Genomic DNA, 12,168 nt, shown 5'->3' with positions numbered 1-12,168 from the left:
TATTTTTAATTTCTCCTTGAATAGTCATTAAAATTAAATTCTTTTTGACTTTTAATGCTACCATCTTCACCAACATAAATTAAACTTGGTAATTTTACTCCGTTAAAAGTTGTATTTTTTACTATTGTGTAATGAATTTGGTCGCAAAATATTATCTTATCTCCTATATTTAGTTCTTGATTAAATTCATATTCTCCCATAATATCTCCTGCAAGGCAAGAATTACCTGTTAAAAGATAGCTATTTTTAGTGCTTTGTGTTTTTGCTAATTCATCACGACTTGCTAGGATTTTTGCATTTTTTACTTCGCTAGTGTAAGGCATAATGATAGTATCAGGCATATGAGCTTCAGCACAAATATCTAAAATTGCTATTTTTTTCTCATTTTCAACAATATCTAAAACACTAGCTATTAAATCCCCCGTTTGCCAACCAATAGCTTCTCCTGGTTCAAGGTATATTTCAAGATTATATTTTGATTTAATAGCTTTTAAGAATTGAATTAATTCTTCTACTTTATAGCCTTTTTTTGTGATATGATGACCGCCACCAAAATTAATCCATTTTAATGGGTGTTTTGCTAGATATGGTTTTAAGAAATTATCTTCAAATACTTTAAAGACTTTTTCTAAACTCTCAAAACTCTCTTCGCATAAAGCGTGAAAATGTAGCCCATCAACTATTATTTCGCTATCTAATAAATCCTTTGCTTTAATGCCAAGCCTTGAGAATTTGCCGCAAGGATTATAAATTTCTTTTGGAGCTACTGAAAACTCTAAATTACAGCGAATTCCTAAAGATTGATTTTTATAATTTTTATGATTTATAACTTTTTTATATTCATTCAATGAATTAATCACTATATGATGACTAAGATTTAATATTTCTTCTAAATCATCATTGCTAAATGCTGGTGCGTAAGTGTGGATTTCTTTATCTACAAATTCTTTAGCAAATTTTGCTTCCCATAACCCACTGCAAGTGCAGCCTTTTAAGTAATTTTTAATTAAAGGCATAGCAGCACTAAATGCAAATCCTTTTAAAGCTAGTAAGACTTTAACTCCACTTTCTTCTTGAATTTTTTTAAAGATTTCAAGGTTATTTTTTAGTTTGCTTTCGTAGCAAATGTAAGCTGGTGTTTTAATATTATTTTCAATATATTTCATTACAATTTCCTTTCGGTATTAATAATTTTGCTATAATATCATATTAAATTTATAATATATTAGGTATTTTATGAAAGAAAGAAAGTCAATTTTAGAAGAATCAATAAAGAGCTTAACTCTTTATTCAATAATATTTTTTGCGTTAATTTTTAGCGTTGGAATATTTGTTATTAAATCAAGTTATACGGAAGAAGTAAATAGCCTAGAACAAGAATATAACGAACAAATCAATTTATCATCAAATAAATATATCAAAGAAGAACTTAAAAATATTAAAAAATATTTAGATGCAGAATTTTCATATTTAGACGATAGTGCCAAAGAATTTGTAGATAGTGCTTATAATTTCGCATTAAATTATTTAAACACTCACGAAGATAAACAAAAAGCTTTAGAATTTTTAAAAGCAAATATGGGTTATCCTATTGATATTGATGTTTTTGATGGAATTGACCCGACTTATTATTACTACGCTAGGTATGTTGAATTAGATAATAAAAAAATATTAAGAGTTACTTTAAATCCTAAAAAATATGAAGAAACTCAAAGGGTAGTAGCATTAAATAATATTAAAAATCTTCACAATGCTCAACTTTCTTATTTTAATGCAAAAAGATTAGATGATAATTTTAATTTTTTAGGTAATGAAAGATGGTATTGTGTATATGAAAATGAAGCTTACACTTGCTATGATAAAAATTGGTGGTTGGCTTTAGAATTTACCGTTAAAAGCGATGTATTAAAAGAAGCTTTAGAAGAAGTAAAAAGTAAAAGATTTGAATCGGCATTAATACAAGGTGCATTTTTAGGTTGCTCTATATTAATTGGATTTTTAGGCATTTTGGTATATATAATAAGAAAGAAGAAAGAAGTAAGATCGCAAATAGAATTAGCTACTAAGCATTTTGATGTAGCATTAAATAAACATATATCTAATTTTAATAAGAATAAACAATTAAATAGTGATTTTGCATTTAAGGAATTTAGAACTTTAAGTTATGCTTTACTTAGATTTATAAGACAAATTCAAGCCAAAGACGGGAATATCAAAAAACAAGCGTATATTGATAATATTACCGGTCTAATGAATATGATAAGTGTTACTGAAAGCCTTGATAATTATGTAAAAAAAGATAATAAGGTATTATTATTTTTATTTTTTAACATAGATAATTTCAGAATTTATAACTCAATGTATGGAAGAAGTTTTGGTGATGAAGTTTTAAAAATCGTAGCTTATAGACTTTATACAACCTTAAAAGGTATGGCAACAGGCGATAATGAACATTTTGAGAGCTTAGATTTTATAAAATATGATAAATATAAATTTATACAAAATAAAACTACTTTTGAATGCCTTGCTAGGGTTAGTGCTGATGAGTTTTTATTAGTAATTGAAGTAGATAAAAATGAAGATTATTTTACATTAGCTAAAAAATATCATCAAAAACTAACCGCAAGAAGCATTAAAATTAATTCAAATGATGATTTAATAGAATATGAGCCATTTAAAATTAATGCTAGAGTTGGATTTAGCATATATCCAAAAGATAGCAAGAATTTACACGAATGTATAGGAAATGCTGATTTAGCAATAGAAAATGATAAAGCTAGTGGAGATAATTGGATATTTGGTTATACGGCAGAAATTGGCAAACAAAATGAAGCTAATTTAAAGCTACAACAAGATATAAGAAATGGCATTGTAAATAAAGAATTCTTATTATATTATCAGCCAAAAGTAGATGTAAAATCTGGCAAAATTATAGGAGCAGAAGCTCTTGTTAGATGGCAAAAAGGAGATAAATTAATATTTCCAGACCAATTTATAGGAATTTGCGAAAGAAGTAATTTAATTATTACTTTAGGTAATGAAATTATTAAAATGGCTTGTGAAGCTCAAAGAAGATGGTTAGAAAAAGGTCTTGAATTAAAACTTAGTATAAATCTAAGCACCAAGCAGCTTTTAAGCGAAGGAATAGTTCATACAATAGAAAAAAACATTCAAGGCATACCGCCAAGATTAATTGAATTTGAAATCACAGAAAGCTTTTCAATAGAAAATGCAACAAGTAAGGCTATTATTGATAAAATCAAAAAACTTAATGTAGGTTTATCAATGGACGATTTTGGTAAAGGATATAGTTCTTTATCTTATTTAAATGACCAAGATTTAGATTTTGATGTTGTTAAGATTGATAAGTGCTTTATACAAAATATAGATACTAATGAAAAAAATAGAAGATTGGTTGAGTTTATTGTAAATGTTATTAAATCTTTAAATAAACGCTCTGTAGCTGAAGGTGTAGAAAATATTGAGATTTTAAATTTCTTAAAACACTTAGGTTGCGATGAGTATCAAGGGTATTATTTTAGCAGACCTGTTCCTGAAAATATTTTATTAGAAAAGGTATATGAAAATGGTAAAGATTAATTTTTTAGGACCTATTAATAAAAATTCTATTGAATTAAATGTAAAAAATGTTCGTGAATTAAAAAATGAGTTATTGAAAATTGAAGATTTAAAAGAATGGTTAGAGATTAGTGCTATTGCTATAAATGATAATTTCATAGATAGTTTAGATATTGCATTAAAAGATAACGATGTAGTAAGCATACTACCTCCTGTTTGTGGTGGTTGAGCGTGAAAGAATTTCAAATATTTAATAATGCTCTTGATGAAAAAGCTTTATATAGTGAATTTTGTGGAATTTGCAAAGAGTTAAATTATGGAGCATTTTTAAGTTTTAGCGGGATAATTAGAGCAGAAGGCAATATTAGCGGTCTTAGTTTTGATATATATGAGCCAATTTTAAAAAAATGGTTTGATGATTGGTGTGAGAAAACTAGGAATTTAAATATTAGATTATTTTTTGCACATGCAAAAGGAGATGTATTAGTAGGTGAATGCTCTTATTTTGCAGGGATTGCAAGCTCACATAGAAAAAACGGCTTAGATATATTTGCTAAGTTTATTGAAGATTTTAAACAAAATGCACCTATTTGGAAATACGATTTAATTAATAATCAAAGAATTTATGCAAAGGATAGAAGCTTTAAGTTGCCTAACGCAGGTCTTTTAAGCAGCAAGGAAGATTAAGTAATGAATAAAAAAGCATTAGTAATAGAAATTATTATTGTATGTATTGTGGTACTTGCGTTACTTATTTTACTAGGTCTTAAGGTATATAATTCAAAAAATGAAGCAGAAATGTCAAAATCAATCAGAAACTTAGCTACATTGATTAATGATGTAGATACATATTATTCTAATAATGAAAATTTTATAGATATTCCATTGATGACTAAAGTAGGGCTTGATAAGGATATGTGGTTTTTTGTTAAATCTGAAAAATGCTTACACTTTAGCACTTTTAGAGATTTTTTGATAGTTAAAAAAACTGAAAAACCAGGGGAATTATGTTCTACATTATTAAGTTATGATTCTGTTAAATCGCTATTAATAGGCAAAGACACTCCGGGCGATGAAGCTGTAAGTGTTAATATAAGCAATTCTAATACTATATTTATTAGAATGGGTATTAAATACGATAATTCTATATTATAAAACTATTTTATAACCTGTTGAAGTAATATTTTTTATAATATTTACACCCAATTTATCTCTAAAACGCTTTATAAATGTTCTTACAGAACCATCTTTTACATCGCTTTTGCCCCAGCAAATCTCTTTTATTTCATCAAGACTTACAACTTTTCCTATAGGTTCACTAAGGGCTTTTAATAAAGTTAATTCTTTTTTTGTAAGTTCAACTTCAAATTCTAATGTTTTAAAAGTTGATTTCATATAATCAATCGTATAATCACCTATTTTAGTAACTTTACTCATATTTGAAACCAGGCTTTTTACACTTGCGATTAATTCTTCTGGAATTACAGGTTTGATTAAATACTTATTCACATTAGCATCAATAGCTTTTAGTAATTTTTCTTTATCACTATGAGCTGAAATTACTATAATAGGCGTATTTGGGCTTAGGTCTTTAATGCTTTTTGCAAGGCTTAAACCATCTTTTAGCGGCATTAATACATCACAAATTACAATATCAGGACGAAGTTTTTTAAATTTATTTAATCCACTTAAGCCATCTTGAGCATAATGCACTTCATAAAACAAAGGTGCTAAAATATCTCCCATTAGATGAGCTATATTTTTCTCATCTTCAACAATTAATAAACTTAACATTCTTCTCCTTTAAAAATAAGTTCAAAATATGCACAATTGCCCTTGTTAAAACATCTTATATCTGCATTTATTTTATTTAAAATTTGCTTACAAATGTAAAGCCCAAGTCCTACGCCTTGTTTTTTATGTTTAGTTGTAAAATATGGGTCAAATATATGCTCTATTATGTTAGAAGGAATTGCCCCTGCATTATCGCTAATTTGCAAAATCAAATTCTTTTTTTCTTTAAATACTTTAAAATGTAGTATTTTATCATCTAGCTCTTGTTCTAAAAAAGCATCTTTAGCATTGTTTATAATATTTACAAGAACTTGCACTAATTCATTAAAATTACAAAACAAGCAGCATTTTTTAGCACGAATATCAAATGTAGTTTTTATATTATTTTTTTTCAATGCTTGATAGCTTATGTATAAACTATGCTTAATTACTTTAATTAAATTATGCTTTTCTAAAGGCGTATTAGGATTAATAAAATCTCTAAAATCATTAATAGTTTGGCTCATATTTTGGATTAATTTTTGACATAATTTATAATGTTTATCTTTTTTTTCGTTATGTAATAAATAAATAGCTAAAGATAATTCATTTAAAGGTTGTCTCCATTGATGAGCTATATTTTCTAACATTTGTCCTAAGATAACTTGGCGATTTTGTTGAAATATTATTTTTTGTTGAGCATTATTGATTGCTATTGCGTCTTCTATTTTCTTTTCTAAATTCTCATTGAGTATTTTTAAAGAATTTGTCTTTTGAGCTACGACTTGTTCTAAATTCTCATTTAATTGCATTAGCTTTTGTTTAGTTGCAACAAGCTCTTCATTTAAGGTAAAAAGTTTAGTAACATCGTGTCTAATAGCTATAAATTCAAATATTGTTCCATCTTCATCAAAAATTGGAATTATCGTTGTTTGTGCGTAGAAAAAATCCCCATTTTTCTTTTTATTCTTAACCACTCCTTTATGAACACGCCCAGCTAAAATAGTATCCCATAATTTTTTAAAAGCACTCTTAGGCGTATCAGGGTGGCGGATAATATTGTGATTTTGTCCTAGTAGCTCATCTTCACTAAAGCCACAAAGATTGCAAAATTCTTCATTTACAAAGGTAATAATCCCATTTATATCTGTCTTTGAAACTATATTTGTATTTTCAATTGCATTTTTATATTCATTTAATCTATACATTTTTACCTACTTAATTTAAGTGCTAAAAAGCACAAATAAAATCCATAAACAATAATTAAAGCAAAAAATAAATATTGAATATTTTTAATTTTTCTAATTTTATTTATAAATATAGAGCCTAAAAGCATAGCAGGAAGAGTGCTAAGCCCAAAAATTAACATATTAAGCCAAGCTTCATTAATGCTTTTTGCAATCATTGATTTTGCTACGAAAAAATATACTAAACCGCAAGGAAAAAATCCATTTAAAAAGCCAAATATAAAGCCTTTATATTTTGAAGTTTTTTTATTGTTTAAAAATACCATTATTTTTTTATATATGAATTGATTTTCTATAAAAGCTAGTAGTTGTCCTTTAACAATCAAAGCAAATCCTAAAACAACGCAAAAAGCACCTAAGATAAAATATAAAAATACTTGTAAGTTTAAAGAATTTAAAAAATAACCTAAAAAATAAGCTATAAGACCTATTAAAATATAAGCACAAATTCTACTAAAATGATATATAAAAATATCAAAAAAATTACTCTTTTTGTGGTTGAATAAAAGAATTATCCCACCACACATAAAAAAACAATGAGTAAGACTAAGACCTAGTCCTAGCACAAAAGTGCTAAGAAGATTGTTTATAACATCTTCCTTTTTTTAAGCTCTTCTTCATAAAGCTTTTCGTAAATTAAATCGTATTCTTCGCTACCAGGAACGATTTTTCTTTTGTAATTATTAATTTTATCAAATACTAGGTCTTCAATATCTTCGTAAGTTTTTAAGTATTCAATCATACTTGAATAAATCACATTTTTTACTCTATTTTCTGATACATTAAAATTGATTAAATCTTCATCAACCAAAGCGTCCAAAATAGCGTGAGATAAGGCATTATATCTATCTTCATAATTCATTTGGATTTTATATTCATCTGCTAGTTTTTTCTTAAGTAACCAAAACATATTTTTTCTATCAACTTGCATTAAATCCATTTGGCTTTCTTGCTCTGCTAAAATCTCATTTACCTTCTCATCAAGTGATTTTTCTTTTAATACTAAGGCTGTAATAATTTTTGAAACTACTTCTTTAACTGGCTCTAAACCATTTACTAATTTTACAAATTTTGAGTTTAATAAATCTATTGAAATTTTATTTGAAACATAAGGAATATGTGGTTGTCTAATACGCATTTTTAATCCTTTTTTATTTTTCTTCATTATAAAATATATTAGTAAAAATGAATATAACAATAATAATTAATTTTTAACTTTTGATAATTTTTAAAATGCCTTAATATTAAGCTTTTTAAGAGTTTTGAAGCATTGATTTGAATTCGGAATTTCCGAATTCAAATTCTTTTAATCGCCTATATAAATTTGTCTTGGGCGAACTATTTTTAACGGGCTTTCTTTTTGCTCAATTAGTTGTGAAATCCAGCCAGGAATTCTACCTACTACGAATAATACCGCAAACATTTCATTTGGAATTCCTAGAGCTTTTAAGATTAAGCCGCTATGAAAATCAACATTCGGATATAATCCACGGCTTACAAAATACTCATCATTTAATGCGATTTCTTCAATTCTAGTTGCAACTTTTACAAAGTTTGCATCAATTCCAATTTCGCTAATTAATTGGTCTCTTAATTTTTTAAGAACTTTTGCTCTAGGGTCAAAGTTTTTATAAACTCTATGCCCAAAGCCCATTAGTCTAAATGGATCATTCTTATCTTTTGCTCTTTTAATAAACTCATCAACTCTATCAGGTGTGCCAATTGTCTCAAGCATTCTAATCACACCTTCATTAGCACCCCCGTGTGCATGTCCCCACAATGCACCAATTGCTGAACTAATACAGCTATATGGGTGAGCGTGAGTGCTACCGACTGAACGCACTACACTTGTGCTTGCATTTTGTTCGTGATCAGCATGAAGCATTAAAACCGTATCTAGTGCTTTTACCTCAATAGGTCTTAGATTTACATGCTCGTATGGATAAGTTCTTAGCATATATAAAAAGTTTTCGGTAAATCCACGATCAAGATTAGGATATGCCATAGGAAAGCCATTTTTATAGCGATACGCACTAGCGGCTATTGTTGGTATTTTTGCTACGATTCTGGCTGCCATTTCCATATAATCTTCGTGCTTATCCATATTTAAATGGTCAGGATAAAATGTTGAAAGTGCTGCAACTGCTGCTTGCATAACTGCCATAGGATGAGCATTGTCAGGGAAAGCGTCAAATAATTTATGCATACCTTCGTGAATAAAGCTTCTTTTTTTAAGCTCATATCTAAACGCTTCTAATCTTTCAGGACTTGGTAATTCTTTATGTAATAATAAATGCACTACATCTAAAAAAGTTTTATTTTCTGCTAGCCATTCAATAGAATAACCACGATGCCTTAATTCTCCTGCTTCTCCATCAATATAAGTAATACTTGATTTACAAGTTGCAGTGCTAGTTAATCCTTCATCATAAGAAAATGCACCTGTTTTTGAATATAAAGACGAAAAATCAATTGATTTTGCACCTCTAGTTCCACTTAATACATCAAATTCAAATTCTTTACCATCGTAAATTAATTTTGCTTTTTCCATTTTTAACTCCTTTTTTAATAGTTATGTATATTTTAAAAGGAATTTGTGAAATATTGTAAAAAACTTACTTAGATTTTTGCTTATGTGTTTCAATAAGTAACGAAATTTTAGGAATAGCCCACATAAATATAACAGCTTCAATTAAAGATGATAAAACCAAAGCTAAATAAAAAGAATTATCAATTAAGTTTAATTTCATTCCTAAAGTTGCAATTGCGATTAATAAAGTAAGCGGCATACAAGATGTAAAAGCTAATAAAATGCAAGATATTTTAAAGTCTTTATAAAATACAAAAGAACTAATTATTCTACAAACTAACATAGTAAGAATAATAGCAAATGACATTAATATAAGCTCTTTATTAACCAAGCTAAAATCAAGGCTTAGCCCAACATATACGAAAAATATAGGTATTAAAAATGGGTGTCCTAATGAGCTTAATTTATGCTCTAAATCCTTTTTATGCCCAAAAAAGCTAGATATAAACATACCAGCTAAAAACGCTCCTAAAGCTATTTCAAAATCAAAATAAAGCATTAAAGCAACTGCTAGCATCCACAATGCAAGACTAAGCCTTACATTACGCTCTGCCTTATCATAATCAGGCATTAAAATTTCTTTAAGCCAAGGTAACCACCAAAAAATCGCATTAAAAATATAATAAATTACAACAAAAACTCCTAAAAAGAATAGTATTGACAATACAGAAGTAACAACTTGCATTGTGCTACTTGAGTTTGAAAAGCTATTTAAAAGAGTTATTAAAACAATGCTTATTACTTCGCCAAGTGCTGCTAAAACCATAGTAAAACTAAGCCATTTTGGAGTAATTTCGTATTCTTTATATAAAATACTAATAAGCCCTATACTCATAACAGGAATTATTATTGCAACTACTAAGCTAAGTTTTAGTATCAATGAAATACTAATAGCTAAAGCGTAAAGAATTAAATAAAATAAAGATATTTTTTTTAGCTCATTTGCATTTAATTTTATAAATTCTTTAAGGCTTACTTCAAGCCCTGCTATAAACATTAAATAGCAAAATCCAATATGAGAAGCTAGGGTAAAAGCAGGTGTTTTTGTGATTATTCCAATAGCACCAGCAATACTTCCTAAAATAATTTCAACCGCTAAAATAGGTAAGCTAGTAAGCTTTGCTATATAAGGCGATGAAAAAACAACAAAAGATATAAATAATAAAATATTTAAATCATTTGAGCTAAGTTCCATTAATTTCCTTGTATAAATCTAGTATCCTCAAAAATTATGCTTTTTGCAATTATTTCAATTTTTTCAGGGATATTTTCAATAATTATAATAGGACTTAGGTTATAGTGATTAAATAATTTTGCTCTAAAGCTTATTTGCTTTTTGATACTTGGTGGATTTTTTAAAAATTCTTCATAATTTTCGTATTTAAAAAACTCATTCGCTTTTTTAAACGATATTACACATAATTCATCTTTATTACACATTATTAGCTCTTTACTTATGTCAAGACTTAGATTAATTTTGCGTGATTTAAAATGCGAATAAAACAAAACAAAAGCTTTTGCGGTATTTTTATTAGCTTTAATTCTTGCATAAAGCAAACGATAATTTAAAAACTTTTCTCTAATAATGCTAAATTGTTGATTTTTGCTTTCTAATCTTACGACTTTTTTAAAAAATTGCAATTTTTCTTCTATTGAGCCAGGTAGAATTTGATTTTTATATATACTTGAGCTTAATTCTTTTATCAAATGCTCTTCGCTTTTTTGTTGAGCTAAGCCGTAAATACAGCCACAATAATTTTGATGATACAATAAATCATCTTTTGCTAATTTTAATTGCCTTTGAGTTCCACCATCTTTTCTAAAATCAACACAAAAAAACTCTAAATCAGTCCCTTTTAAAGCTTCTTGCATAGATACTCTTAATTGCTCTAAATCTTTTTTAGGAGAGCATAAAAGTGTGGTTGTGAATGTTTTTTGCCCTAATTTTAAAGCCATTTCAACAGAACTTTGCATTCTAAAATCAAAACATTTAGAACATCTCTTCCCACGCTCAGGCTCATTTTCATAGCCTTTTACATAATTAAACCATTCAGCATAATCATATTCACCTTTAATTAGCTTAATACCAAGCTTTTTACAAGACCTTGCTACATCAAAATATCTTAATTCATATTCGCTAAAAGGATGAATATTTGGGTCATAAAAATACCCGATGAGTTCTTCATCAGGCATTAATTTTCTTAATTCTTGCAAAAAAAAGTGCGAATCAACGCTACAACAAATATGAACTAGCATTAATTTATTTTATACTTTTTACTAATTTCATTTATTGTGCCATCATCTAGCATTTCTTGTAGGCTTTTATTTATTATTTCAAGTAATTTTGTATTACCTTTATTTACGGCAAATCCTTGCGAATCTTCGTCTTTATACTCGCAAACTACTTGCAAATCAGGATTTTTATTTAAAAAATTAATAGCAGCAACCTTATCTAATACTATAGCATCTATTTTTTTGCTTTGTAATGAAAGTATGCTAATGCTAGAATTTGCAAAGCCTTTTACTTCTTTTTGGCTAGATCTTTTTGCTATATCATATTGCACCGAGCCAAGTTCAGCCCCAAAAAGCGTATTAGTAAAATCTAAATCTTTACAATTTTTAATTTCTTGATTTTCATTATTTTCTATTCTTTTTATGAAATAATTAGAACTATCTTTAAAATTAATTGTAAATTCTACTGCCTTAGCTCTTGCTGGAGTTTTTTTCATAATTGCTCCGATTAAATCCACTTTATTGCTCTTAAGACTTGGGATTAATCCGTCAAAATCCATATATTTAAACTCCACTTCTAAATTATTTCTTTTAGCAATTTCTTTAATAATATCAACATCAAAGCCCTTTAATTCGTTGTTTTCTAAATATTCATAAGGCGGATAATTAGGTGCTGTTGCTACTCTTAAAATATCAGCACTCATACTTGTTAATAATGCTAAAGAAAATAATATTTTTTTCATTTTG

Annotated in this window: 13 protein-coding genes; 4 read left to right on the top strand and 9 right to left on the bottom strand. The window is 27.5% G+C overall.

Translation table 11 applies throughout. The features are described from left to right. Positions 1-5: 5 nt before the first annotated feature. On the bottom strand, positions 6-1,166 hold the full coding sequence (nspC, locus tag AVBRAN_RS09605; RefSeq protein WP_239803135.1) for a carboxynorspermidine decarboxylase: 1,161 nt from the start codon (positions 1,164-1,166) through the stop codon (positions 6-8). A gap of 70 nt (positions 1,167-1,236) precedes the next feature. Here nspC and AVBRAN_RS09600 point away from each other — a divergent pair, with 70 nt between their 5' ends. From AVBRAN_RS09600 to AVBRAN_RS09585, 4 genes are read left to right on the top strand one after another with little or no spacing between them, the layout of a single operon-like run. Beyond that, on the top strand, positions 1,237-3,600 hold the full coding sequence (locus AVBRAN_RS09600; RefSeq protein WP_239803134.1) for a bifunctional diguanylate cyclase/phosphodiesterase: 2,364 nt from the start codon (positions 1,237-1,239) through the stop codon (positions 3,598-3,600). Beyond that, positions 3,587-3,808 (top strand): MoaD/ThiS family protein, encoded by a 222-nt coding sequence (locus AVBRAN_RS09595; protein ID WP_214116399.1) that lies wholly within the window; start codon positions 3,587-3,589, stop codon positions 3,806-3,808. Before AVBRAN_RS09600 ends, AVBRAN_RS09595 begins: the two co-directional genes overlap by 14 nt. 2 nt (positions 3,809-3,810) lie before the next feature. Continuing rightward, positions 3,811-4,266, top strand: coding sequence for a molybdenum cofactor biosynthesis protein MoaE (locus AVBRAN_RS09590; RefSeq protein WP_214149902.1), 456 nt, complete (start codon positions 3,811-3,813; stop codon positions 4,264-4,266). Positions 4,267-4,269: 3 nt separating this feature from the next. Further along, positions 4,270-4,734: a hypothetical protein gene (locus AVBRAN_RS09585; protein ID WP_214149903.1), complete on the top strand. Its 465-nt coding sequence runs from the start codon at positions 4,270-4,272 to the stop codon at positions 4,732-4,734. On the opposite strand, the gene AVBRAN_RS09580 is transcribed toward AVBRAN_RS09585, so the two are convergent. From AVBRAN_RS09580 to AVBRAN_RS09545, 8 genes are all read right to left on the bottom strand, one after another. Next, complete coding sequence (locus tag AVBRAN_RS09580; RefSeq protein ID WP_239803133.1) at positions 4,729-5,373, bottom strand: response regulator transcription factor; 645 nt, start codon at positions 5,371-5,373, stop codon at positions 4,729-4,731. The two genes, AVBRAN_RS09585 and AVBRAN_RS09580, sit on opposite strands and share 6 nt — an antisense overlap. Continuing rightward, the gene (locus AVBRAN_RS09575) at positions 5,367-6,560 is read right to left on the bottom strand and encodes a PAS domain-containing sensor histidine kinase (protein ID WP_214149905.1); all 1,194 of its coding nucleotides are present in this window, start codon (positions 6,558-6,560) and stop codon (positions 5,367-5,369) included. The genes AVBRAN_RS09580 and AVBRAN_RS09575 overlap by 7 nt, the downstream gene beginning before the upstream one ends. Before the next feature lie 2 nt (positions 6,561-6,562). Continuing rightward, positions 6,563-7,165 carry a sulfite exporter TauE/SafE family protein gene (locus AVBRAN_RS09570; RefSeq protein WP_239803132.1) on the bottom strand — a complete coding sequence of 201 codons (603 nt, stop codon included), beginning with the start codon at positions 7,163-7,165 and terminating at the stop codon, positions 6,563-6,565. 20 nt (positions 7,166-7,185) lie between these two features. Further along, the gene (locus AVBRAN_RS09565; RefSeq protein ID WP_214116410.1) at positions 7,186-7,737 is read right to left on the bottom strand and encodes a DUF507 family protein; all 552 of its coding nucleotides are present in this window, start codon (positions 7,735-7,737) and stop codon (positions 7,186-7,188) included. Positions 7,738-7,905: 168 nt separating this feature from the next. Next, positions 7,906-9,150: a citrate synthase gene (locus AVBRAN_RS09560; RefSeq protein ID WP_214116418.1), complete on the bottom strand. Its 1,245-nt coding sequence runs from the start codon at positions 9,148-9,150 to the stop codon at positions 7,906-7,908. 64 nt (positions 9,151-9,214) lie between these two features. Next, positions 9,215-10,384, bottom strand: a complete 1,170-nt coding sequence (locus tag AVBRAN_RS09555) for a cation:proton antiporter (RefSeq protein ID WP_239803131.1) — start codon at positions 10,382-10,384, stop codon at positions 9,215-9,217. Beyond that, positions 10,384-11,445, bottom strand: coding sequence for an epoxyqueuosine reductase QueH (locus AVBRAN_RS09550; RefSeq protein ID WP_214116431.1), 1,062 nt, complete (start codon positions 11,443-11,445; stop codon positions 10,384-10,386). The genes AVBRAN_RS09555 and AVBRAN_RS09550 overlap by 1 nt, the downstream gene beginning before the upstream one ends. Next, positions 11,445-12,164 carry a transporter substrate-binding domain-containing protein gene (locus AVBRAN_RS09545; protein WP_239803130.1) on the bottom strand — a complete coding sequence of 240 codons (720 nt, stop codon included), beginning with the start codon at positions 12,162-12,164 and terminating at the stop codon, positions 11,445-11,447. Before AVBRAN_RS09545 ends, AVBRAN_RS09550 begins: the two co-directional genes overlap by 1 nt. Positions 12,165-12,168 lie beyond the last annotated feature (4 nt).

The organism is Campylobacter sp. RM12651 (assembly GCF_022369475.1).
GTDB lineage: Bacteria > Campylobacterota > Campylobacteria > Campylobacterales > Campylobacteraceae > Campylobacter_E.
The sequence above is the reverse complement of the archived record's forward strand: the minus strand, read 5'-3'. Positions and strand labels throughout refer to the sequence as shown.

Coding starts and splice junctions, on each gene's coding strand:
- AVBRAN_RS09575 (WP_214149905.1), bottom strand. CDS start 6,560: ATGTATAGATTAAATGAATATAAAAATGCAATTGAAAATACAAATATA.
- AVBRAN_RS09585 (WP_214149903.1), top strand. CDS start 4,270: ATGAATAAAAAAGCATTAGTAATAGAAATTATTATTGTATGTATTGTG.
- AVBRAN_RS09550 (WP_214116431.1), bottom strand. CDS start 11,445: ATGCTAGTTCATATTTGTTGTAGCGTTGATTCGCACTTTTTTTTGCAA.
- AVBRAN_RS09560 (WP_214116418.1), bottom strand. CDS start 9,150: ATGGAAAAAGCAAAATTAATTTACGATGGTAAAGAATTTGAATTTGAT.
- nspC (WP_239803135.1), bottom strand. CDS start 1,166: ATGAAATATATTGAAAATAATATTAAAACACCAGCTTACATTTGCTAC.
- AVBRAN_RS09555 (WP_239803131.1), bottom strand. CDS start 10,384: ATGGAACTTAGCTCAAATGATTTAAATATTTTATTATTTATATCTTTT.
- AVBRAN_RS09580 (WP_239803133.1), bottom strand. CDS start 5,373: ATGTTAAGTTTATTAATTGTTGAAGATGAGAAAAATATAGCTCATCTA.
- AVBRAN_RS09600 (WP_239803134.1), top strand. CDS start 1,237: ATGAAAGAAAGAAAGTCAATTTTAGAAGAATCAATAAAGAGCTTAACT.
- AVBRAN_RS09565 (WP_214116410.1), bottom strand. CDS start 7,737: ATGCGTATTAGACAACCACATATTCCTTATGTTTCAAATAAAATTTCA.
- AVBRAN_RS09545 (WP_239803130.1), bottom strand. CDS start 12,164: ATGAAAAAAATATTATTTTCTTTAGCATTATTAACAAGTATGAGTGCT.
- AVBRAN_RS09595 (WP_214116399.1), top strand. CDS start 3,587: ATGGTAAAGATTAATTTTTTAGGACCTATTAATAAAAATTCTATTGAA.